Raw genomic sequence first — 25,292 nt, forward strand, 5'->3', positions numbered from 1 at the left:
TGATGCGTTAATTGAATCTTTATTTATTCAGTTCGCTTATTTTTCTTGAATTTCTTGTATATCATTTTAAAGTGATACAGATATTTCGAAACATGATGCTTCTATTATATTTAAGATTTAACCGTTTTTGGAATGATCATGTATGCAGACAATGAGCCAAGGATCATCAATACAATGCTGACGATAAATGTTACGGTTGCAGCTACACTTGGTGCATAGTTTAGTTGTAACATACTGAAAACTGTAGTACTTAGTGCTATACCAAAGGCGCCACCTAATGTACCACTCATTTTATATAATCCTGTAGCTAAACCAACTTTTTCATTTGGCATACTGAAAATTGCAATTGTAAGGCCGGGTGTTGCGACTAAACCATTTCCAATTGCACAAATGACGAAACCAATGATAACTGCAATGACATATTGTGATGCCGATAATTGAGTCATGCTAATAATAGTGATGCCGATGACAGGGAACAACGGACCAATGATGAGCATCAATTTGCCACCGAAACGTAATGTTGCTTTTTCACCTAAACGAATCATCGCAACTGCCACAATGGCATATGGCAATGTAACAAGTCCAGATTGCGCAGCTGATAAACCAAGGTGTGTTTGAGCATATATGAAAAAGACCACTGTTACGCCTAGGCCACTATTTAAAACAAAGTTATTTAAAAATGCACCAATGAACGGACGGTTGCGTAATACTGAGAAATCAATAAAAGGTACTTCATGTCGACGTTCGATGATGATGAATATCAACGTAGTGATGATAAAAATGCTCAGACAAATGAATGAAAATGTACTAAACCAACCTTGTTCGAATCCTTGTGTTAACAATAATGTAAAGCTACCAATCATAACAGCGAAAATCGACATACCTTTGTAATCGAATGGATGACGATGGCTATGTTGACTTACTTTTTCAGGTGTGCCTTTTAGAAGTAATATGGCAATGAAAGCAATGACTATACTAATGATGAAATTCGTTTGCCATCCGAAATTTGTGGCAATTAAACCGCCGATAACACCAGCTAGGCCGATGCCCCCAACAGTACTAATCATTAGATAACTAATCGCTCGTCTTAAATGTTCTCCTTTAAATTGATTATTTAAAACGCCAACTGTTGAAGGTAACAAGATAGCTGCTGATAGACCTTGTAAAATTCTACCGATGATGAGCAGTGCAGTGATGTCCGATATAATTAATAGAAGAGATGCAAACATACTGATTATGAGACCCATGTATGTCATTCTCAGTTGTCCTATTTTATCAGCAATATCACCTGCAGCCACCATGAAGATACCTGTGGCGAAGGAAGTTAAACTAATAGATAAATTTAACACGGCAGGAGAGGTTTGATACGTTTGACCAACGAGAGGTCCTATATTAATAAATGATTGTGCAAACAACCAATATGTTAATGCAGACAACATAATCGCAATAATAATATTACTGCGTGGTGAAGATTGTGTGTTATTCACAGATGTCACTCCTTGTAAAAATTAAATATAGAAAGTCATGAGATGAAGTGAACGGATGTATAGATGATCGTTCACTCACACATTAGTCATGATTTCCTTACATATCATACCACAGTTATTGAGAATGAATATCAATTAATTGCTTGTATGATTGAATTTTTATAGTATGTTTAAGTGAAACAGCTTTATTTGAAAGTGATTAAAGTAAATGAAGGTACAGAGGAGTGAGAACAATGTGCACAGGATTCACAATACAAACTTTAAATAATCAAGTACTTCTTGGACGCACGATGGATTATGATTATCCATTAGATGGTTCGCCAGCAGTGACGCCTAGAAATTATCGTTGGACATCTCGCACTGGCACGACAGGCCAAACGCAATATGGCTTTATTGGTACAGGAACAGATATGGAAGGTTTTATTTATGGTGATGGTGTTAATGAACATGGCGTTGCCATTTCAACACAATATTTCCGAGGTTATAGTTCATATGGATCAACACACAAAGCGGGCGCGATGAATATTACGCAAAATGAAATTGTGACATGGATTTTGGGATATACAACAAGCATTGAAGATATGAAACAACAAGCATCCCAAATACATGTTGTAGCGGTATATTTAAATGACATCGGTGAAGTTCCGCCATTGCATTATCATGTTTCCGATGCAACTGGACATTCAGTCGAAGTTTCATTTAAAGAGGGTGAAGTGGTTATAAAAGATAACCCTATTGGTGTCTTAACAAATCATCCAGACTTAGATTGGCATTATAGTAATTTAAGACAATATATCAATATTTCTCCTTATCCAGCAACAGCAAAGTTATTGGAAGGTGTAACGATTGAACCTTTAGGCAATGAAGCAGGTACATTTGGATTGCCAGGTGGATTTACTTCAACTGAGCGCTTTGTGAGAATGGCATTTATGAAAGCAAACATTGCTCAAAACAATGATAAAGAAATGGATTTAATGAATGCATTTTATTTATTAGATGCGGTAAATATACCGATTGGAATTGTACGTCCGCATGATGCTGACAATCACTATACGATGTATCAGACCGTAATAAATTTAACTACAAGAACGTTATATATTAAGTATTATGGCAGCAATGAATTAGTAGCATTAAAGCTCACAGATGATTTAATTAATAGAAAAGATATGACGATTTTTAAGCCTGAGAAGCATATCACTATTAGAAAGTTGAATGACAATCAATAGCGATTGATAATGGAATTTGGTTGATATGATTTGATGGATGATTACTATCATACATTAGCGTTGAATCGCGAACATGGACGAACGATTAGTTGTTAGTTTTGAAAATTTATAAAAGGTTAAACGAATGCAGTGAGAGATGTCATTTTAATATCAATGTATGGCTATTTTGTAATGACAATGTAATGAGTTTAGTAAAACATTTCGGGAATATTAAATAGTTGGAAAATGAGAATTAAATCCTTTACTCAGTTGTCTAATTCTTTTAGTATGTGCAGTACAGTTTAATTGAAAACTAACTTTAATTTTAATGGAGGATGTTTTATACATGAAAAAATTAACAGCAGCAGCGATTGCAACGATGGGCTTCGCTACATTTACAATGGCGCATCAAGCAGATGCAGCAGAAACGACAAACACCCAACAAGCACATACACAAATGTCAACACAATCACAAGACGTATCTTATGGTACTTATTATACAATTGATTCTAATGGGGATTATCATCACACACCTGATGGTAACTGGAATCAAGCAATGTTTGATAATAAAGAATATAGCTATACATTCGTAGATGCTCAAGGACATACGCATTATTTTTATAACTGTTATCCAAAAAATGCAAATGCCAATGGAAGCGGCCAAACATATGTGAATCCAGCAATAGCAGGAGATAACAATGACTACACAGCGAGTCAAAGCCAACAGCATATTAATCAATATGGTTATCAATCAAATGTAGGTCCAGACGCGAGCTATTATTCACATAGTAACAACAACCAAGCGTATAACAGCCATGATGGTAATGGAAAGGTCAATTATCCTAATGGCACATCTAATCAAAATGGTGGATCAGCAAGTAAAGCGACAGCTAGTGGTCATGCGAAAGACGCAAGCTGGTTAACAAGTCGTAAACAACTACAACCATATGGACAATATCACGGTGGTGGTGCGCATTACGGTGTCGACTATGCAATGCCTGAAAATTCACCAGTTTACTCATTAACTGATGGCACAGTAGTACAAGCAGGTTGGAGTAACTATGGTGGCGGCAATCAAGTAACTATTAAAGAAGCGAACAGTAATAACTACCAATGGTATATGCATAATAATCGTTTAACTGTTTCAGCTGGTGATAAAGTCAAAGCTGGTGACCAAATTGCATATTCAGGTAGTACGGGTAATTCAACAGCGCCTCACGTACACTTCCAACGTATGTCTGGTGGCATCGGTAATCAATATGCAGTAGACCCAACGTCATACTTGCAAAGTAGATAATACAGTAAATCCCAAGTTACGATATCATACGCAACTTGGGATTTTTTCGTTTTAATAATAGGTATAAGCCCATTGCTTGTCCTCTAAAACATGTTGATAAAAAGGATCTTGGCCAATTAACTTGATATCATCTGCAAGTGCTTCAACTTCATCTAAATGATGGGTAGTTAATATAATTAAACATTTAGATTTCATAATGTTAAGCAGTTGGTGGATGTCATGTCTAGATTTCAAATCAATACCAACTGTCGGTTCATCTAAAATTAGAATTCGAGGTTGACCTAGTAAACCTACTAATATATTAATTTTACGTTTATTCCCACCGGACAATGTAGATACTTTGGCAGACGTATCATCAAAATTTAATTGCTGTAAATATTCGTTGATAGTTGTATCGTTAATTGGATTTTTACAAAGTGATTTAAAAAAATTAATGTTTTCAGCCACTGTCATGTGTTCAAATAACGCAATGTCTTGTGGCACATAACCGATGTGATTTTGGATTTGTCTTTGATTCCATTTTTCGCCGAAATAGTTGATAGTTCCATCATTAGCTTTTTCAATACCAGCGATCATACGAAGTAATGTTGATTTTCCAGCGCCATTATCACCAAGTAATACGGTTAAACGATTACTATCAAAGGACATGGTTAAATGATTGAAAATCTGTTTGTTACGGTAACGCTTTGAAAGGTTATTAATTTCTATCATCAGTTACGCTCCTTTACATGAAAATAATCAAGTATACGATACCCATAGCAAGTGCATATATAAATGTCATGAATAATCGATGACTTATTGTTTGAATATGGAATAAGATAAAGACGATACCTATCTCATAAATCAATATAAGTAACAGTGATTTTAAGTAAAATATTAAGCTGAGTGGTTGAGACAAATATAGACTAACTGCCAATAGTACCAACAATAACAAGATCGTATGTGTCATTACATAAGTACTATATAGTTTGAAACGGCTTAAATGATATTGTGATAATCGTTGCAATGCTGCTTGTTGGTTTAAACGATAATGAAGTACTACTTGAACAGCGCTAACAAATAAAATCACAGCAAAGATTAAGCTAATTGAAATAGATTGTTGTGCTTGTTTAGTAAGCGACACAAATTTGATTTTAGATTCAGGTGTATGTTTATGATAGGACTTGTTGATAGCATCGATGGATTGATGTTGTTTCATATCCTCAAGGTGTTCATAAATAATGTTAGGAATTTGCTGTTCATATAATGAACTACTAACAATTTCTACAGCAATACCACCTATAAAGTCATCTCTACCATATAACTGTATCGTTTCTTTTAAACGGTTCTCTTTTAATTTTTGAGAGAAACCTTTAGGAATTTGCATACTTAAAATAGCTTCCTTTTTAGTAACATCATCTTCAATATAGCTTTCATCTTCATCGACTTTTTTAATAGTTACATAGTCAGATTGTTTAATTTTATTGACGAATGATTTTGATGCAGTGGTTTGGTCTAAATCTTGAATGGTAATCGGTATTTTGAAGTTGTCATGTGCTACACGGTAACCGATACCAATAAGTACGAGTGCGATGACAATGGTTGTTACGAGCAAGATGTATTGTAACCATTGCTTGAACACAACAAGTTGTATATAAGGCTTCATTGACGATACCTCCAAACCAATACAGCTAAATTAATTATCAAAAGTGCGATGAAACTAAGATAGAAACTAGGGTGCAGTTCTAAAATGTAGTTGTTTAAAATAATTTCTAACAATTGATTTGTTACAACTGCGAACGGTTGAATATTGAAAACGCCATTTGCTATATGTTGTAAAAAAATCGTAGGTATTGTTAAACCAGATAACACCAGGATGACAATAGCTAATATGACTTTACTAATACTATTCAACAAGCCTGTTGTTAAAAGTTCGATGAGTAATAACCACAGTATTAAAAAGGTAACATAATAGCTTAAATGAATGGCTAACGTTGGCCAATTATATAATTCAAAGGTATTCGGAATACTGAACACAATCCAAACTACACCAACGATACTCCATAACATAGTATAAAACCATGTAATCAACACACGAATGATTAATAAACGCTCTTTAGAAAAATGAAACATTTTCAATCGCGCTTTCAATACAGTATCTTGATTCATTTTCAAAACTGTAAATAAAGATAGTGCAAAGATGAATACCGTTGTTAAAAAACCTGTAATTGCATAATAACTGCCCGTATCGTATAAATGAATCGGTTCTAAGTTAAATGCACCTGAACGGTTTAATCCTGTAATCAGCAAATCAGTCATAACATTGATACTGTCAGAATGTGATGCTTTCGGTGCTAAGTCTTGAAAAGCTAAGATGCCACCCATTGATCGCATAAGACGTTGGTAAACAGAATCTGTTAGCTGAGATAGCACGACACTTTTCATGGATTGTTGATCATATGTATATACTGAAATTGGTAGTTCGCCTTGTTTATAAAATGCCTTGGTCATACCTTTATCAAAAACAAAATAGCCTTGAAGTTTATGTTTTTTTAACAAAGTATGTGCTTGCTTATCATCATATGCCTTAATGCTCACGTTTTTTCCTAGGTTACTCCCTTTACCAATAGAGTTTAAGATTAATTTCGTTTCACTTGATTGATCTTTATCTACGACACCTATATTAAAATGATTGTCATCTTCTGTTACATGTTGGATCGTCGTTAATGTAATAACGAGTGCCGCTAATATAAATAGTAAATAGATAATCAAATACCACTTTTTCAATAAAAAAGAGTGGTAGATGCGAAACAAATGTATTGTTTTCATTTAACCACTCCTCCAATGATAAGATTGAAAGGCAAGATGACCTTCCAATCTTATTTTTATATTTTAGTTATTTAGATGCCTTTTTTAAAATTGATTCAAACATTTTGCCGCCATTTTTTTCGATTTCTTTTTCAAGTTTTTCACGGTCTTTTGAAGATAGACTATTGAAATCTTTCGCACCACTATCATCAAAATCAATACCTGCTTTCAATTTTGTGCTAGATTTTAAAATGAAATTAATTGGTTCTTCAGCATATTTGATGCCGATATTTAACGTAGATTTCTGAGTGTTATTTTTGACGTCAGAATCTATATTATTTTCAAAAGTGAATTCATTTTCGTCGCTATATTTATCTAATGCGACAGTAATTTTACCTTTATCTTGACGTTTTGTGCCATCTACTTTTTCTTGGTTATCTAATTTGATTTTTGATTCATCATATTCTGTCTTTTTACCAAATTCGTATTTATCACTGTATTTATTGTCTTTTTCCTTAGAAGATACGCCTTTAATTGTATATTTCGCTTCAGCATACGTGTATTTATCTTGATCGAAATCAAGTGCGTAATCTAGTTTTAACTTATCGTCTTCTAAAGTATTAGTACCTTTGATTTTAGTTTTATTATTTTCTTTGTCTGTAATAGTAATTTCTCGTTTTACAATCGTATGTTTTTCGGTATAAATTTTAGATTGAATTTTAGCAAATTCATCCTTTTTAGTTTCTTTGACATCGTCAATTGCTTTTTTGATGTCTTTTTCAAAGTCTTTTGTAGCACCTTGTTCTTCCATTAATTTTTTAAGGTCTTTATCCTTTTTAGCTTCTTCTAATACAGCTAATGTAATTTTTTTAGTGTCAGCTCTGCTAAGTGTTAACGTGACAGGTCTAACTTTGTACTTTTCACCATTAACCTTAATTTCTTCTTTTTTACCTTTATCAAAATTATCGTCATCTAATTTGTCGACAATAAGTTCGGAATATTTTTCGGCAATTTTGCTGTAGTCACTTTGTTGTGCTTGAGCATTACTAAAAAGAGTATTTAAATTTAGTTGTTGGTTTGTAATACCATTTTCTTTTGCTGTTTCTTCATCTTCACCTGTAAGTTTTGAATAAGTTGATAATAAATCAGAATTATTAACACTATATTTCCCTTTAAATAATGGTGATTCGAAATAATGCTTATCTTTATCTGCAGCTAACTGGAATTTCCCTAATGCAGAGTCTGCTATTGTTGGTTCAAGATTAATCATTGATTTCTCTTTTTTAGGATCATGTCCATATGACATTTTAATTTTCGAAGCATTAACAACAGATTTAGGAATACCAAGCCCCTTAACAATTTCATCTGATGCATCTGCGCTTAATTCTAATGAAGATAAAAATGAATTATCTTTCATCTTTTCTTGGAACTTCACTTCATTTTCAAAACGGTCATTAAAATAATCTTTATACATTTTTGCTGTTTGTTGTTCACTTTTTAGGTATGTATTTTTCGGTGTATTAGCAAAAAATGCATAAACTCCCCATGCGATTCCACCTATTAATAATAAGACAACAATAATAGGAATTATAATTTTTAGTTTTTTAGACATTTTGTTTCCTCCCAATTATTTATGAGTTAATCATATCAGAACAATACATTTTATTAAATGGTTTATTTTAAATTTTGTTTAAATTAATAGGATTTTAGTTATAATAATGTTTAATAAGTTATTGGAAATCTAATAAACTACAAAAAATATTTTGATTACATAATGATTATTTAAAAATGTCGGTTAACTTTAAGGTGACAAGTTATTGCAATTTTGAAGGTAGACATCATATTTTATAATCGAATAACATACAAAATAAAGCGACCAATTTTGCAGTGTTACGAATTGTAAACTGCGAACTGGTCGCTTTTTATTGATGTCATGATTAATTTAATGGATGTAATTATATGATGAAACTTCTGAAGCAGAGATGGTTCTTGATGAAACGATATATTCACCAATCCAGTTCATTTCTGAAATTAGAATACTTCCATCAATATTAACTTTTTCAACGTAGGCTACATGACCAAATGGACCATTTACTGTTTGTAAAATTGATCCTCGTGTTGGGTGTCTATCTACTTTGAAGCCATTGCTTGAAGCTTGGCCTGCCCAGTTTTTAGCATCTCCCCAAAATGTACTAATCGTGTGTCCATCTTTGGCACGTTTATCAAAGACATACCATGTACATTGTCCAGCAGTATATAAGTTGTTCTTACTTGTGATAAGAGGCTGATCAATGATTTTACCGTTACCTAATGCTAAAGGTTTACCGTCAGCGGTCTTTGCTTTGTCATTAAATTCGGCGATTTGTAATTCGTCATACAATTCGTCTAAATCGATGCCTGTAATAAGCCCTTTGTTATCTTTTGAAAAAGCGTTATTTAATTCATCGTCATTGTCTTCGACATTCGGTATTGCTGGTGTCAAAGGATTGCTTGGTGACGTTTGAGGCGGTGTGTGTGAATCAATTGCGTCATTAATGTGCGTATACTGACCACTTAATGAAGAATGGTACTGATTGTTGTTAAGATCACGTTGATTTGCGTGTTGATGATTGTCGTTTGTACGTGACTGGTTTTGATGATTGTTGTTTGGCGTGTTGTTTTTGTCATATGTATAAGTATACGCGCCGGTGTCTTTATTCACTTTGAACTGTGCGTTTGGGTGTGCTTTCTTTGCTTCTTCTAATGTTTTGCTATCATTCGTATATGCTTGAGCCGAGTTAGGCGACATACTAAATAAAGTAAGAGTTGTCATCGTCAGTAAAATTGTTTTCTTCATAATAACCATTTAATCCTTTATGTATTTAATTTAATTTTAGTATACACATTTATATTACAAAAATGAATGGTTAATTAAAAATATATGGGTATATTCAATATATTTATTTAAAAAAAGCTAAAAATACTTAAAAAACTATATACATATACTAATAATTTATATATTATTTGAGTAAGGAGCACTTTTTCAAAAAATAGTGTCCCTAAAAAGTTTTGATAAACTTAAAATATTCAGGAGGTTTCTAGTTATGGCAATGATTAAGATGAGTCCAGAGGAAATCAGAGCAAAATCGCAATCTTACGGGCAAGGTTCAGACCAAATCCGTCAAATTTTATCTGATTTAACACGTGCACAAGGTGAAATTGCAGCGAACTGGGAAGGTCAAGCTTTCAGCCGTTTCGAAGAGCAATTCCAACAACTTAGTCCTAAAGTAGAAAAATTTGCACAATTATTAGAAGAAATTAAACAACAATTGAATAGCACTGCTGATGCCGTTCAAGAACAAGACCAACAACTTTCTAATAATTTCGGTTTGCAATAAGCATTCTGAAATTGGCAAAGTCACATTTTCTAATGTGGCTTTGCTTATCATTTTTTTAAGAAAACAACTGAAAGGAAATAAGCATGAAAAAGAAAAATTGGATTTATGCATTAATTGTCACTTTAATTATTATAATTGCCATAGTTAGTATGATATTTTTTGTTCAAACAAAATATGGAGATCAATCAGAAAAAGGATCCCAAAGTGTAAGTAATAAAAATAATAAAATACATATCGCAATTGTTAACGAGGATCAACCAACGACATATAACGGTAAAAAAGTTGAGCTGGGTCAAGCATTTATTAAAAGGTTAGCAAATGAGAAAAACTATAAATTTGAAACAGTAACAAGAAACGTTGCTGAGTCTGGTTTGAAAAATGGTGGATACCAAGTCATGATTGTTATTCCAGAAAACTTTTCAAAATTGGCAATGCAATTAGACGCTAAAACACCATCGAAAATATCGCTACAGTATAAAACAGCTGTAGGACAAAAAGAAGAAGTAGCTAAAAACACAGAAAAAGTTGTAAGTAATGTACTTAACGACTTTAACAAAAACTTAGTCGAAATTTATTTAACAAGCATCATTGATAATTTACATAATGCACAAAAAAATGTTGGCGCTATTATGACGCGTGAACATGGTGTGAATAGTAAATTCTCGAATTACTTATTAAATCCAATTAACGACTTCCCGGAATTATTTACAGATACGCTTGTAAATTCAATTTCTGCAAACAAAGACATTACAAAATGGTTCCAAACATACAATAAATCATTATTGAGTGCGAATTCAGATACGTTCAGGGTGAACACAGATTATAATGTTTCGACTTTAATTGAAAAACAAAATTCATTATTTGACGAGCACAATACAGCGATGGATAAAATGTTACAAGATTATAAATCGCAAAAAGATAGTGTGGAACTTGATAACTATATCAATGCATTAAAACAGATGGACAGCCAAATTGATCAACAATCAAGTATGCAAGATACAGGTAAAGAAGAATATAAACAAACTGTTAAAGAAAACTTAGATAAATTAAGAGAAATCATTCAATCACAAGAGTCACCATTTTCAAAAGGTATGATTGAAGACTATCGTAAGCAATTAACAGAATCACTGCAAGATGAGCTTGCAAATAACAAAGACTTACAAGATGCGCTAAACAGTATTAAAATGAACAATGCTCAATTTGCTGAAAATCTAGAAAAACAGCTACATGATGATATCGTTAAAGAACCAGATAAAGATACAACATTTATCTATAACATGTCTCAACAAGACTTTATAGCTGCAGGTTTAAATGAGGATGAAGCTAATAAATACGAAGCAATTGTCAAAGAAGCAAAACGTTATAAAAACGAATATAATTTGAAAAAACCGTTAGCAGAACACATTAATTTAACAGATTACGATAACCAAGTTGCGCAAGACACAAGTAGTTTGATTAATGATGGTGTCAAAGTGCAACGTACTGAAACGATTAAAAGTAATGATATTAATCAATTAACTGTTGCAACAGATCCTCATTTTAATTTTGAAGGCGACATTAAAATTAATGGTAAAAAATATGACATTAAGGATCAAAGTGTTCAACTCGATACATCTAACAAGGAATATAAAGTTGAAGTCAATGGCGTTGCTAAATTGAAAAAGGATGCTGAGAAAGATTTCTTAAAAGATAAAACAATGCATTTACAATTGTTATTTGGACAAGCAAATCGTCAAGAAGAACCAAATGATAAGAAAGCAACGAGTGTTGTGGACGTAACATTGAATCATAACTTTGATGATCGCTTATCGAAAGATGCATTAAGCCAGCAATTGAGTGCGTTATCTAGGTTTGATGCACATTATCAAATGTACACAGATACAAAAGGCAGAGAAGATAAACCATTCGATAACAAACGTTTAATTGATATGATGGTTGACCAAGTTATCAATGACATGGAAAGTTTCAAAGACGATAAAGTAGCTGTGTTACATCAAATTGATTCAATGGAAGAAAACTCAGACAAACTGATTGATGACATTTTAAATAACAAAAAGAATACAACAAAAAATAAAGAAGATATTTCTAAGCTGATTGATCAGTTAGAAAACGTTAAAAAGACATTTGCTGAAGAGCCACAAGAACCAAAAATTGATAAAGGCAAAAATGATGAATTTAATACGATGTCTTCAAATTTAGATAAAGAAATTAGTAGAATTTCTGAGAAAAGTACGCAATTGCTATCAGATACACAAGAATCAAAAACAATTGCAGATTCAGTTAGTGGACAATTAAATCAATTAGATAATAATGTGAATAAACTACATGCGACAGGTCGAGCATTAGGCGTAAGAGCGAATGATTTGAACCGTCAAATGGCTAAAAACGATAAAGATAATGAGTTGTTCGCTAAAGAGTTTAAAAAAGTATTACAAAATTCTAAAGATGGCGACAGACAAAACCAAGCATTAAAAGCATTTATGAGTAATCCGGTTCAAAAGAAAAACTTAGAAAATGTTTTAGCTAATAATGGTAATACAGACGTGATTTCACCGACATTATTCGTATTATTGATGTATTTACTATCAATGATTACAGCATATATTTTCTATAGTTATGAACGTGCCAAAGGACAAATGAATTTCATTAAAGATGATTATAGTAGTAAAAACCATCTTTGGAATAATGTCATTACGTCAGGTGTTATTGGTACAACTGGTTTGGTAGAAGGATTAATTGTCGGTTTAATTGCAATGAATAAGTTCCATGTATTAGCTGGCTATAGAGCGAAATTCATCTTAATGGTGATTTTAACTATGATGGTCTTCGTACTTATTAATACGTATTTACTAAGACAGGTAAAATCTATCGGTATGTTCTTAATGATTGCTGCATTGGGTCTATACTTTGTAGCTATGAATAATTTGAAAGCGGCTGGACAAGGTGTGACTAATAAAATTTCACCATTGTCTTATATCGATAACATGTTCTTCAATTATTTAAATGCAGAGCATCCTATAGGCTTGGCGCTAGTAATATTAACAGTACTTGTGATTATTGGTTTTGTACTGAACATGTTTATAAAACACTTTAAGAAAGAGAGATTAATCTAATGTTGATGAATAGCGTGATTGCTTTAACTTTTTTAACAGCATCTAGCAATAATGGCGGACTTAATATTGACGTGCAACAAGAAGAGGAAAAGCGAATCAATAATGATTTAAATCAATATGATACAACGCTATTTAATAAAGATAGTAAAGAAGTCAACGACGCGATTGCTAAGCAGAAAAAAGAACGACAACAACAAATAAAAAATGATATGTTTCAAAATCAAGCGAGTCACTCGACTACCTTGAATGAAACTAAAAAAGTGTTATTTTCCAAATCTAACTTAGAAAAGACTTCGGAGAGTGATAAAAGCCCCTATATTCAAAACAAGCAGGAGAAAAAAATATTCCCGTACATTTTGATGTCTGTAGGGGCTTTTTTGACTTTAGGATTTGTCATTTTTTCAATTCATAAAGGGAGACGAACGAAAAATGAATCAGCACGTAAAAGTAACATTTGATTTTACTAATTATAATTACGGCACATATGACTTAGCAGTACCAGCATATTTACCGATAAAAAATTTAATATCTTTAGTATTGGATAGTTTGGACATTTCAATATTTGATGTCAATACACAAATTAAAGTGATGACGAAAGGTCAATTACTTGTTGAAAATGATCGACTTATTGATTATCAAATCGCTGATGGAGATATTTTGAAGTTACTATAGGAGGAAAAATAGATGGTTAAAAATCATAACCCTAAAAATGAAATGCAAGATATGTTAACGCCTTTAGATGCTGAAGAAGCAGCTAAAACAAAATTACGCTTAGATATGAGAGAGATTCCTAAGTCTTCAATTAAACCAGAACATTTTCATTTAATGTACTTATTAGAACAACATTCTCCATATTTTATAGATGCTGAATTAACTGAACTACGTGATAGTTTCCAAATACATTATGACATTAATGACAATCATACACCTTTTGATAATATTAAATCATTTACTAAAAATGAAAAATTACGTTACTTACTCAATATCAAAAATTTAGAAGAAGTAAATCGTACACGCTACACATTTGTGTTGGCACCAGATGAATTATTTTTCACAAGAGATGGATTACCAATTGCTAAAACAAGAGGTTTACAAAATGTTGTTGATCCATTACCGGTGTCAGAAGCTGAATTTTTAACAAGATATAAAGCACTGGTTATCTGTGCATTCAATGAGAAACAATCATTTGATGCTTTAGTTGAAGGAAACTTAGAACTACATAAAGGAACGCCATTTGAAACTAAAGTTATTGAAGCTGCAACGTTAGATTTACTAACGGCATTTTTAGATGAACAGTATCAGAAACAAGAACAAGATTATAGTCAAAATTATGCATATGTACGCAAAGTAGGACATACCGTTTTCAAATGGGTTGCTATCGGTATGACAACGTTAAGTGTGTTATTAATTGCATTCTTAGCCTTTTTATATTTTTCAGTAATGAAGCATAATGAGCGCATTGAAAAAGGATACCAAGCATTTGTGAAGGAAGATTATACGCAAGTACTAAATACGTATGATGATTTAGATGGAAAAAAATTAGATAAAGAAGCGCTTTACATTTATGCCAAAAGCTATATTCAAACAAATAAACAAGGTTTAGAAAAAGATAAGAAAGAAAACTTGCTTAATAACGTGACACCAAATTCAAACAAAGACTACTTATTATATTGGATGGAATTAGGACAAGGACATCTTGATGAAGCGATTAATATAGCCACTTATTTAGATGATAACGATATTACAAAGTTAGCGTTGATTAATAAATTAAATGAGATTAAAAATAACGGAGATTTATCGAATGATAAACGTTCTGAAGAAACGAAAAAGTATAACGATAAATTGCAAGATATTTTAGACAAAGAAAAACAAGTTAAAGATGAAAAAGCGAAATCTGAAGAAGAGAAAGCAAAAGCAAAAGATGAGAAATTAAAGCAACAAGAAGAGAACGAAAAGAAACAAAAAGAACAAGCACAAAAAGATAAAGAAAAACGTCAAGAAGCTGAAAGAAAAAAATAGTATAGGACTGAGGCAAAGACAATGCATAAATTGATTATAAAATATAACAAACAATTGAAGATGCTCAATTTGCGAGATGGTAAGACATATACTATTAGCGAAGACGAGCGTGCAGATATTACGTTGAAATCGTTAGGCGAAGTCATTCATTTAGAACAAAATAATCAAGGTACTTGGCAAGCGAATCATACTTCTATTAATAAGGTGCTTGTTAGAAAAGGTGACCTTGATGACATTACATTACAACTTTATACAGAAGCTGATTATGCATCATTTGCTTATCCTTCAATTCAAGATACGATGACAATTGGGCCAAATGCGTATGATGATATGGTTATTCAAAGCTTGATGAATGCCATCATTATTAAAGATTTTCAATCAATACAAGAATCACAATACGTACGCATTGTGCACGATAAAAATACAGATGTGTATATTAACTATGAACTACAAGAGCAATTAACAAACAAAGCTTACATTGGTGATCATATTTATGTTGAAGGGATATGGCTCGAAGTACAAGCTGATGGTTTAAATGTATTGAGTCAGAATACAGTGGCATCGTCATTAATTCGCTTAACACAAGAGATGCCACATGCACAGGCAGATGATTACAATACGTACCATCGTTCGCCAAGGATTATTCACCGTGAACCGACCGATGATATTAAGATTGAAAGACCACCACAGCCAATACAGAAGAACAATACAGTGATATGGCGTTCCATTATACCGCCATTAGTAATGATTGCTTTAACTGTTGTCATCTTTTTAGTGAGACCAATTGGTATTTATATTTTAATGATGATTGGTATGAGTACAGTAACGATAGTATTTGGTATTACAACGTATTTCTCTGAAAAGAAAAAGTATAACAAAGATGTTGAAAAACGAGAGAAAGATTACAAAGCTTATTTGGATAATAAATCTAAAGAAATTAATAAAGCGATTAAAGCACAACGTTTTAGTTTGAATTATCATTATCCAACGGTTGCTGAAATTAAAGATATCGTTGAAACGAAAGCACCAAGAATATATGAAAAAACATCGCATCATCACGATTTCTTACATTATAAGTTAGGTATTGCGAATGTAGAAAAGTCATTCAAATTAGATTACCAAGAAGAAGAATTTAACCAACGTCGTGATGAACTATTCGACGATGCTAAAGAATTGTATGAATTTTACACAGATGTAGAACAAGCACCATTAATCAATGATTTAAATCATGGGCCAATTGCATATATTGGTGCACGACATCTCATTTTAGAAGAATTGGAGAAAATGCTAATCCAATTGTCAACATTCCATAGTTATCATGATTTAGAGTTTCTATTTGTGACACGTGAAGATGAAGTTGAAACATTGAAATGGGCACGTTGGTTGCCACATATGACATTGAGAGGTCAAAACATTAGAGGGTTTGTTTACAATCAACGAACACGTGACCAAATTTTAACGTCAATTTATAGCATGATTAAAGAACGTATCCAAGCTGTGCGTGAACGCAGCAGAAGTAATGAGCAAATTATTTTCACACCGCAATTAGTGTTTGTCATTACAGATATGTCATTAATTATTGATCATGTCATTTTAGAATATGTAAACCAAGATTTATCAGAATATGGTATTTCATTAATCTTTGTTGAAGATGTGATTGAAAGTTTGCCAGAGCATGTAGATACCATTATTGATATCAAGTCTCGTACTGAAGGCGAACTGATTACGAAAGAAAAAGAATTAGTTCAATTGAAATTTACACCTGAAAATATTGATAACGTCGATAAAGAATATATCGCGCGACGTTTGGCGAATTTGATACACGTCGAACATTTGAAAAATGCAATTCCTGATAGTATTACATTTTTAGAAATGTATAACGTGAAAGAAGTAGATCAGCTTGATGTGGTTAATCGATGGAGACAAAATGAAACATACAAAACGATGGCAGTACCTTTAGGTGTAAGAGGTAAAGATGACATTTTATCATTGAACTTACATGAAAAAGCACACGGACCACATGGTTTAGTTGCTGGTACCACTGGTTCAGGGAAATCTGAGATTATCCAATCATACATTTTATCTTTAGCTATTAATTTTCACCCGCATGAAGTTGCATTCCTATTGATTGACTATAAAGGTGGAGGTATGGCGAACTTATTTAAAGATTTAGTCCATTTAGTTGGTACGATTACAAACTTAGATGGCGATGAAGCGATGCGTGCCTTAACATCAATCAAAGCCGAATTGAGAAAACGTCAACGTTTATTCGGAGAGCATGATGTTAACCATATTAATCAATATCATAAGTTATTTAAAGAAGGTATTGCGACAGAACCAATGCCACATTTATTCATTATTTCCGATGAGTTTGCCGAATTAAAATCAGAACAACCTGATTTTATGAAAGAACTTGTATCAACGGCACGTATTGGACGTTCGTTAGGTATCCATTTAATACTTGCGACACAAAAACCATCGGGTGTTGTTGATGACCAAATTTGGTCTAACTCTAAATTTAAATTGGCATTAAAAGTACAAGATAGACAAGACAGTAATGAAATTTTAAAAACACCAGATGCAGCAGACATTACATTACCAGGTCGTGCGTATTTACAAGTTGGTAATAATGAAATTTATGAATTATTCCAATCTGCATGGAGTGGTGCAACATATGACATCGAAGGCGATAAATTAGAAGTTGAAGATAAGACGATTTACATGATTAATGACTATGGTCAACTTCAAGCAATCAACAAAGACTTGAGTGGACTTGAAGATGAAGAAACGAAAGAAAACCAAACTGAGTTAGAAGCGGTTATCGATCATATCGAATCTATTACAACACGATTAGAAATTGAAGAAGTTAAGCGTCCATGGCTACCACCATTGCCAGAAAATGTATATCAAGAAGATTTAGTAGAAACAGATTTCAGAAAATTATGGTCAGATGATGCAAAAGAAGTGGAATTAACATTAGGACTTAAAGACGTACCAGAAGAACAATACCAAGGACCGATGGTATTGCAATTGAAAAAAGCTGGGCACATCGCGTTAATCGGAAGTCCAGGATATGGTAGAACAACGTTCTTACATAACATTATTTTCGATGTTGCAAGACACCATCGTCCTGATCAAGCACACATGTACTTGTTCGATTTCGGTACCAATGGTTTGATGCCAGTCACAGACATACCGCATGTCGCTGATTACTTTACAGTAGATCAAGAAGACAAGATTGCTAAGGCGATACGGAAGATACATGATATTATTTCTGAGCGAAAAAGACTATTAAGTCAAGAGAGAGTAGTTAATATAGAGCAATATAATAAAGAAACTGGAAATTCAATTCCAAATATTTTCTTAATTATCGATAACTACGACACGGTGAAAGAATCACCGTTTATGGAAGAATATGAAGAAATGATGTCTAAGGTAACACGTGAAGGTTTAGCGTTAGGGGTATACATCATTCTTTCAGGATCAAGATCAAGTGCAATAAAATCAGCAATATTTACTAACATTAAAACAAGAGTTGCGCTGTACCTCTTTGAAAACAATGAATTAACAAATATTATTGGTTCTTATAAAAAAGGTGTGAAAGATGTTAAAGGTAGAGCTGCAATAAATGATGATAACTTCACACAGTTCCAAATTGCGCAACCATTTGAATTAGAAGAAGGACAAACATATAATGAGCGCATTAAAAATGAAGTAGCACAAATGAAAGAATTCTATGTAGGAGATTATCCAAAACATATTCCAATGATGCCAGATAAGGTATTAATGGAGGATATTCGAGAAGCATATGATTTGGAAAAAATCATTCATGAAGAACACAAATTACCATTAGGATTAGACTTTGAGGATGTGGAACTAGTTAGTTTAGATCTGACAAGTTCTTCGATTGTAACAGCAATTAAACCAACTGAGATGGAAAAAATGAATGATGTTATAATGTCTAGTTTATCAGTATATAGTAAAAACCAATTTGTTATCTTGGTTGATGCAGAAGATAATATGAGCCAGTATGCAGATGATGTAACCTCTTATTATTCAGCACCATCAGATTTGAGTAACATTAGATTAGGGTTTAAGCAAGAAATAGAAGCAAGGAAAAATGGAGAGAAAAGTATAGAGGAATGCAAGATTGTATTTATAAATAATATTAAACGATTTAATCAATTAACTGGAATGACAGAAGATGAAATTCGTATGTTATTTAATGAAGGTCAAAAAGTTAATATTATCATTATTGCAAGTGGATTATATTCAGATACAATCGGCGCATTTGATAGGGAAAGTAAAATGATGGTAAGAACTATAAACCAAGCTTTGATCAGTCATAAGATATCGGAACAAGAGTTTATAAGAGTTAAAGATCGATTTGGTGAACCAGAATTAAAAGTGGGAGAAATGTATTACATTAATAATCAAGAATATCAAAAAATAAAACTAATGGAGGGATAGTGTTGATAAAGTTAAACCAAGCCTCTGTGAGCAAAGAAATTTCAAGTATTCGAACAAATGGACAAGGCTTAAAACAATCAAATGGGAATGTAAATTTAAGTAAAACGAATCTCGTTACTTTTAAAGAATATGTAAATATGTTTGAAGATTATCAATCAGCTCTATCTAATTATGAAAATATAATTGAACAAGATACGACGGCTATGGACACAACGGTAACAGAAATTGTTGAAAACGATAGAGAAATAGCAGGACAAATTAATAAATAATTAAACAAGATGGGTGAGAAAAATGAGTAATAAGGGAGAAATAAGAAGGCAAATTGCTAATAAAGAAAGAGAAAAAGCAAGTAAAGAAGCACAACTAACAGATTTAAAAGAGGATTTAAGAAGGTTGAAAGATGCTTCGAAAAAATTGGATACAGCAGGAGAAGATTTTAACAAAGGACAGAGTAGTTATAACAAAGTAGAAATTAGTACTTCAGATTGGAAAGGAGAAAGAAGGACTAAAAGTGACAGCAAAAAGAAAGATGTCGATTCTGAATTAAAAAAAGTTGAACAAGACTTTGATGATGCGAAGAAGGCTATTAAAAAAGATATTCAGGATAAAGAAGAAGAAATCAAGGGAGTCGAAGGAGAAATCAGTACAATAAATGCAGCTATAGATGCACTTAAATCAAAATTATAATAATAAGAGAGGGAATTTTATTATGGGGTACAAAGTTGATATGTCTGAAGTGCACAATATGCAAAAGTCTATTGATTCAAGCTTAAGTGCAATAAATACAAAGGTTAGCACGCTTAGCAGTAGCATAAACAATCTTATAAATACTGAAGGGTTCGAAGGTCAGGCAGCAAGTAGTGTTAAAAACTATAGTAGGACATTTCATTTACAATCAATAAAAAAGATTGAAACAATAAATAAAGATTTTAAATCAGATATTGCGAAATCTATACGTAAATTCCAAAGTGAAGTTGATAATAATGCTTCAGCTATATTGGATGAAGACGAAATAAAAAAATACAAAAAAGATATTGATGATGCATTAAAAGATGTTTTCAAATCTTCTAAAGATGCAAACGGAGCTATTTCAGATGTTTCAGATTTAACAACAGCCAAAAAAATAAAGACAGAAAATCTGGCCAATAAAATGGCGGATTTTAATAAAGATATTGATCAAACGGTGGAAAGATTAACGAACTTCGACGCCAACAATTCTATAGATGGTGATAAGACAGATAACTTAATAACTGAATTAAGTGGTGTAAATTCATATGTCAAAAACATGAAGCCAAACCGTGCAAGAATTAGTTCTACAAGTGGAAAAATTGAAGGTGCAATTGCAAGACATAAAACAAGTGAAGAGTTAGTAAGATGGCAAACTTATATGGAAACGTTAAGTGAAAATCTTTATAAAACACCAGGTCTAAGTAAAGCAGCTTCTGACATAATTACCCAAGCTGGACGCGAGTACTATGCTATCAAAGCTGTAGGGAATGGAAGTGCTTTAAGAGGATATAAAGAATATCTGAAAACACGAGATATTAATAAATTAATTAACAAAATGAGTAAAAACCAATTAAAAAGAATGTCATTGGTATTAAATACAGATAGAGGTAATATTAAAATAAAAAATGCAGTAAAAATGGCAAGTGAATTTGCCCGTAATAATCCTTTTAAAAAAGGAAATTTAGTAAATTGGATGAGTAAAGTCCAAGGGTATCAAAGTGTAAGTGCTCAAATATTAAAAAAGGGGTTGCAAGATAAGAATTTTAAATATACATTTGGAGATGCAAAGAAATTTTTTGATACAGCTGATATGAAAAAAGCAGCAGTCACAGAATTTAAAAATACCTTTGTACCACAAAATATAAGAGAAACCTTCTTTAAGAAAGAAAATTTAACATCTAAGACAGCATTAAAGAAAAATATGAGTAAATTCTGGAATGAAGATATAAAGGGTGGAATCAAAGAGTTTAAATTAGACTTTGCTAACAAAAATATCATTGGTAAACTCGGCAAATTGTTGAAACTAGGAGGCAAGGCTTTAAAGCCATTAGGATTTATTACTGCAATTACTGATAACATAGGAAAGAAATCTTGGCAAGAAAAATTAGTTGGTATGGGGGTAGATTTAAGTGCTATTGGTGCAAGTGCAGCTGCAGGTGCAGCTGTTGGAACGGCAATACCATTACCTGTAGTAGGAACAGTTGCAGGTGCATTAGCTGGAGCAGCAGTGGGTATAGCATTAGATTATAAAATGCCGGGAACAGACATGTCAGTGACAGATTATACGAAAAAAGGTATTAATTCTGGAATAAATAAAGCGAAAAGTGCTGTTAGTAGTGGATTTAAAAGCGTTACAAGAGGATTTAAGGCAGTATTCAATTAAGAAAAGGGTGAGAGAATGAATTTGAAAGAAATTGTAGGAAATATAAAAAGACCATATTTAACTCCCATGGTAATTTTCAGCATTATATTTACTTTGTTTTTTAGTTCATTTATGTATTTTGCTGGAAATATTCAAGGTAAATTACCTATTTATTTAGATGTGTTTCTTATTTTTGGAGTTGTTATTTCGATTCTTATGTATATTCAAGAAAAAAGTGAAACGGTGAAAGTAAGTAAACGAAATGTATTAATATATTTAACTTTGAATGTATTAACAGGATATACATTAGTATTACTTATAGCTTCAGTTTATGTATTTGGTGCAACAGTTAATGGTTTTGATGTATTTAATTACTGGTTAGGTATTATATTAATGCTATTTGTATCGTGGTTTGCTCTATTTTTGTTTTATAAAAATGAATTTGATAGTGAAAATCCAAATAAAGCAGTTAATGTCATAGCAATTATTATAAAGTTATCTGCTTTTGGAGGACTTTTCTATATCAGAACAGTCGTTCCTAATACTGCAGATGAAGAGAAATTTATAACTCTAAGTATCTTAATTAATATAGCTGTCGATGCATTACTTGTTAGATCATATTTTAACTATGCATTATATAAGAGTGTAAATAAAGATATCGAAAACGGGGTGGATGATTAATGGAAGTAGGAATGTTAATTATGCCGTTTTGTGTGAAGATTACATTTGAAATTGATAAAAATGATAATTGGTTAAATGCATTAGATACAGTAAATGAATTTTTCATGGATAAAGATATATATCCTACTGGACCTATAATTTTCCAAAGAGAATTAGCAGGTTTGGGTGAATATAAATATACAGCATATATAGCTCTTAATGATGAACTTCAAGATATACCTGAATTGAACATCAAATATATAGATTGTTTAGAGGTAGGACCTACGTTATCAACTAAGTGTTTTGAAGAAGAGGAATTTGAAAGAGCCTATAAAGAAATTGAATATGTAGCTAACGAAAATAATATTAAGATCCTAAATCAACCATATTATCATGTAATGGTAGATTATTTTGGTGGTACGGCTTTTGAAATTTATGCTCAAGTAAATTTGGATGAGAGTGAAGTATATGGATAAAAATGGATACTCATATATTATGATGAAAAATGTAGCTTACAAAACTTATTTTGATGTGACTATGGATGACTATGAAGATATATTAAAAGACTTTACAAATCTTGCAATTTCTAAAGGTAAAACAATTACAGGGCCATTAACCTTTGCAGTCACGCAAATAGACTTGCAAAAAAGGATGAATATTGATTTATTTATTTCAGTTGGAAAATGTTTTAAATCAAATGAAGAACTATCATATAGAACATATTTTTGTCTAGATAACATGTTACATGGTCGTATCACTTCCAACAATTTTATAACAGATGAAATAGCGTTACTTGAGGATATGAACGAATTTGCTTCTGACAACAATTTAACGTTTACTTCGCCTTATTATCACACAATGAGAAAAAGTTTTAGCGGTGAACAAGGTTGGATTGATGTAAAGGCCAAAGTGTATGAAAATGATTAATTAATAATCAGTAGAGGTAATATATGATAATTTTTATTTTATTAACAGTTTTTGCACTCTTTTATATAGCGATGATTGCTAGTTTATTTAAAAGTGAAGGTTTTTCAATAATAGGCTTAATATTGGATATAGTTATTTTGACAACGTTAATATTTTATTATTTTGTAGGTGCGAGTTTTGTTGATAATGATTTAAGTAACTTTTTAGCATTCATGAATTTTGGTTCATTTGTGTATATGTACTATGCAATTAAGTGTTTATGGGTGAAACCTAAGGTAGTAAATTATTTGATTGCAAAAGAATTGGGTGAATCTAAAGAGGTCATTGAAGAGCAGGAATTAGATTTACAGACATCAAAGATAAGAGGTATCTACTTTTTCATTATTTCAGTAGTGATGTTAATTATCACTAAATTAAGAATGCAACCTGAGTTACAGGCAGATGCTATATCGATGAATCCTGTATTTATTTTTGTTGGTGTTATAATCATTTTAATTTGGCTAGTACTGGATATATATCGCAAGAAAAAATACGGTATATTCTTATTCAAGACGATAGTGCCACTAGTTGTTACGACTTGGATTATTATAGCTACTATTGTACTTTCATAAGAAATTTTCAATAATTTTTTTTGGTTATAATTGTTGATGGATATTAATTAATCGATAGAAAAATCTTAATGATTTTTGAAAAATATGTAAAAAGTATATACTATTAATATCTTTTTTACTATAATTATAAATAGTTAAATAAATTGAAAGACAAAATAATGAGTAGGAGTTAATGAGATGGAAAACCAAAAACAAGGCAATGGCTTAAAAATTGCAACATGGGTATTTATTGTATTAACAGTAGTTACACCGCTATTTGGTATTGGAAGTATTGTTTGTAGTATTAATTACAAAAAATACGATGCAGAAAAAGGTTCGAAGTTATTGAAAATTGCAATTATCGTAACAATAATTGTTTTTGTTTTAAATTTATTAGCATATTTAGGTTTAAGATAAGTAAAACGAATTTGAAGAAGCATTAAGCGACATTTGGGTGTTGTTTAATGCTTTTTATTTAACGGAAATAAGTGTAGAGAATAAATTAATAGCTTAATCAAGAGATATTTCGAACACATAGGGGCGATAACATGACTTTCGAAGAGAAATTAAGTGAAATGTACAATGAGATTGCGAATGAGATTATTGGAATGATACCGGTAGAGTGGGAAAAGGTATATACGATGGCGTATATAGATGATGAAGGGGGAGAAGTGTTCTACTATTACACAGAACCTGGAAGTAATGAATTATACTATTATACTAGTGTATTAAATAAATATGATATATCGGAATCAGAATTTATGGATTCAGCGTATGAGTTGTATAAACAATTTCAAAAGTTAAGAAATATATTTAAAGAAGAAGGACTTGAACCATGGACATCAAGTGAATTTGACTTTACAAGCGAAGGTAAATTAAAAGTTTCATTTGATTATATAGATTGGGCGAATTCAGAATTTGGTCAAGTAGGTCGACAAAATTACTATAAGTATAGAAAATTTGGAATTTTACCAGAAACGGAATATGAA

The 25,292-nt window shown here is 31.9% G+C and carries 23 protein-coding genes; 17 read left to right on the top strand and 6 right to left on the bottom strand.

What is annotated here, in order from left to right; all coding sequences use genetic code 11:
• Positions 1 to 110: 110 nt before the first annotated feature.
• Positions 111 to 1,487: an MFS transporter gene (locus HMPREF3247_RS00460; protein ID WP_001066553.1), complete on the bottom strand. Its 1,377-nt coding sequence runs from the start codon at positions 1,485 to 1,487 to the stop codon at positions 111 to 113.
• A gap of 233 nt (positions 1,488 to 1,720) precedes the next feature.
• On the opposite strand from HMPREF3247_RS00460, the gene HMPREF3247_RS00465 reads away from it, so the two are divergent.
• On the top strand, positions 1,721 to 2,713 hold the full coding sequence (locus HMPREF3247_RS00465; RefSeq protein ID WP_000337383.1) for a choloylglycine hydrolase family protein: 993 nt from the start codon (positions 1,721 to 1,723) through the stop codon (positions 2,711 to 2,713).
• 325 nt (positions 2,714 to 3,038) lie between these two features.
• Positions 3,039 to 3,989, top strand: a complete 951-nt coding sequence (gene lytM, locus HMPREF3247_RS00470) for a glycine-glycine endopeptidase LytM (protein ID WP_000736793.1) — start codon at positions 3,039 to 3,041, stop codon at positions 3,987 to 3,989.
• A 51-nt stretch (positions 3,990 to 4,040) separates the two neighbouring features.
• Here the strand turns inward: lytM and HMPREF3247_RS00475 are convergent, their stop codons facing one another.
• From HMPREF3247_RS00475 to HMPREF3247_RS00495, 5 genes are all read right to left on the bottom strand, one after another.
• Complete coding sequence (locus tag HMPREF3247_RS00475; RefSeq protein ID WP_000570075.1) at positions 4,041 to 4,700, bottom strand: ABC transporter ATP-binding protein; 660 nt, start codon at positions 4,698 to 4,700, stop codon at positions 4,041 to 4,043.
• A gap of 13 nt (positions 4,701 to 4,713) precedes the next feature.
• Entirely contained in the window at positions 4,714 to 5,634 is a 921-nt protein-coding gene (locus HMPREF3247_RS00480; RefSeq protein ID WP_000806116.1) for an ABC transporter permease, read from the bottom strand.
• On the bottom strand, positions 5,631 to 6,797 hold the full coding sequence (locus HMPREF3247_RS00485) for an ABC transporter permease (RefSeq protein WP_000848781.1): 1,167 nt from the start codon (positions 6,795 to 6,797) through the stop codon (positions 5,631 to 5,633). Before HMPREF3247_RS00485 ends, HMPREF3247_RS00480 begins: the two co-directional genes overlap by 4 nt.
• A gap of 67 nt (positions 6,798 to 6,864) precedes the next feature.
• Positions 6,865 to 8,388 (bottom strand): DUF6583 family protein, encoded by a 1,524-nt coding sequence (locus HMPREF3247_RS00490; protein WP_000038542.1) that lies wholly within the window; start codon positions 8,386 to 8,388, stop codon positions 6,865 to 6,867.
• 330 nt (positions 8,389 to 8,718) lie between these two features.
• Complete coding sequence (locus HMPREF3247_RS00495) at positions 8,719 to 9,612, bottom strand: CHAP domain-containing protein (RefSeq protein WP_000751207.1); 894 nt, start codon at positions 9,610 to 9,612, stop codon at positions 8,719 to 8,721.
• Positions 9,613 to 9,859: 247 nt separating this feature from the next.
• On the opposite strand from HMPREF3247_RS00495, the gene esxA reads away from it, so the two are divergent.
• The 15 genes from esxA to HMPREF3247_RS00570 form a co-directional block, all read left to right on the top strand.
• Entirely contained in the window at positions 9,860 to 10,153 is a 294-nt protein-coding gene (gene esxA, locus HMPREF3247_RS00500; protein WP_001240826.1) for a WXG100 family type VII secretion effector EsxA, read from the top strand.
• A gap of 83 nt (positions 10,154 to 10,236) precedes the next feature.
• Positions 10,237 to 13,266 (top strand): type VII secretion protein EsaA, encoded by a 3,030-nt coding sequence (gene esaA, locus HMPREF3247_RS00505; RefSeq protein ID WP_000728938.1) that lies wholly within the window; start codon positions 10,237 to 10,239, stop codon positions 13,264 to 13,266.
• Positions 13,266 to 13,724 carry a type VII secretion protein EssA gene (gene essA, locus HMPREF3247_RS00510; RefSeq protein ID WP_000928939.1) on the top strand — a complete coding sequence of 153 codons (459 nt, stop codon included), beginning with the start codon at positions 13,266 to 13,268 and terminating at the stop codon, positions 13,722 to 13,724. Before esaA ends, essA begins: the two co-directional genes overlap by 1 nt.
• A complete protein-coding gene (gene esaB, locus HMPREF3247_RS00515; RefSeq protein WP_001071607.1) occupies positions 13,696 to 13,938 on the top strand; it encodes a type VII secretion protein EsaB in 243 nt (80 codons plus the stop codon). Before essA ends, esaB begins: the two co-directional genes overlap by 29 nt.
• A gap of 12 nt (positions 13,939 to 13,950) precedes the next feature.
• Complete coding sequence (essB, locus tag HMPREF3247_RS00520) at positions 13,951 to 15,285, top strand: type VII secretion protein EssB (RefSeq protein ID WP_000240342.1); 1,335 nt, start codon at positions 13,951 to 13,953, stop codon at positions 15,283 to 15,285.
• 21 nt (positions 15,286 to 15,306) lie between these two features.
• On the top strand, positions 15,307 to 19,755 hold the full coding sequence (gene essC, locus HMPREF3247_RS00525) for a type VII secretion protein EssC (protein ID WP_000549280.1): 4,449 nt from the start codon (positions 15,307 to 15,309) through the stop codon (positions 19,753 to 19,755).
• Positions 19,756 to 19,757: 2 nt separating this feature from the next.
• Complete coding sequence (locus tag HMPREF3247_RS00530) at positions 19,758 to 20,024, top strand: TIGR04197 family type VII secretion effector (RefSeq protein ID WP_000593835.1); 267 nt, start codon at positions 19,758 to 19,760, stop codon at positions 20,022 to 20,024.
• 22 nt (positions 20,025 to 20,046) lie between these two features.
• Positions 20,047 to 20,442 carry a YwqH-like family protein gene (locus HMPREF3247_RS00535; RefSeq protein ID WP_000066177.1) on the top strand — a complete coding sequence of 132 codons (396 nt, stop codon included), beginning with the start codon at positions 20,047 to 20,049 and terminating at the stop codon, positions 20,440 to 20,442.
• A 22-nt stretch (positions 20,443 to 20,464) separates the two neighbouring features.
• Positions 20,465 to 22,147 (top strand): T7SS effector LXG polymorphic toxin, encoded by a 1,683-nt coding sequence (locus tag HMPREF3247_RS00540; protein WP_001566890.1) that lies wholly within the window; start codon positions 20,465 to 20,467, stop codon positions 22,145 to 22,147.
• 15 nt (positions 22,148 to 22,162) lie between these two features.
• Positions 22,163 to 22,807, top strand: a complete 645-nt coding sequence (locus HMPREF3247_RS00545; protein ID WP_001049347.1) for a DUF5079 family protein — start codon at positions 22,163 to 22,165, stop codon at positions 22,805 to 22,807.
• On the top strand, positions 22,807 to 23,262 hold the full coding sequence (locus HMPREF3247_RS00550) for a DUF5085 family protein (protein ID WP_000451776.1): 456 nt from the start codon (positions 22,807 to 22,809) through the stop codon (positions 23,260 to 23,262). The genes HMPREF3247_RS00545 and HMPREF3247_RS00550 overlap by 1 nt, the downstream gene beginning before the upstream one ends.
• Positions 23,255 to 23,713, top strand: a complete 459-nt coding sequence (locus tag HMPREF3247_RS00555) for a DUF5085 family protein (protein ID WP_000360004.1) — start codon at positions 23,255 to 23,257, stop codon at positions 23,711 to 23,713. Before HMPREF3247_RS00550 ends, HMPREF3247_RS00555 begins: the two co-directional genes overlap by 8 nt.
• Before the next feature lie 23 nt (positions 23,714 to 23,736).
• A complete protein-coding gene (locus HMPREF3247_RS00560; protein ID WP_000583205.1) occupies positions 23,737 to 24,324 on the top strand; it encodes a DUF5080 family protein in 588 nt (195 codons plus the stop codon).
• Between the two features lie 177 nt (positions 24,325 to 24,501).
• The gene (locus tag HMPREF3247_RS00565; protein WP_000431306.1) at positions 24,502 to 24,720 is read left to right on the top strand and encodes a hypothetical protein; all 219 of its coding nucleotides are present in this window, start codon (positions 24,502 to 24,504) and stop codon (positions 24,718 to 24,720) included.
• 131 nt (positions 24,721 to 24,851) lie between these two features.
• The coding region (locus HMPREF3247_RS00570; RefSeq protein WP_070866158.1) for a TIGR01741 family protein at positions 24,852 to 25,292 on the top strand (441 nt) is incomplete at its 3' end.

The sequence above is a fragment of the Staphylococcus sp. HMSC36A10 genome, assembly GCF_001838845.1.
Taxonomy (GTDB): Bacteria; Bacillota; Bacilli; order Staphylococcales; family Staphylococcaceae; genus Staphylococcus; species Staphylococcus aureus.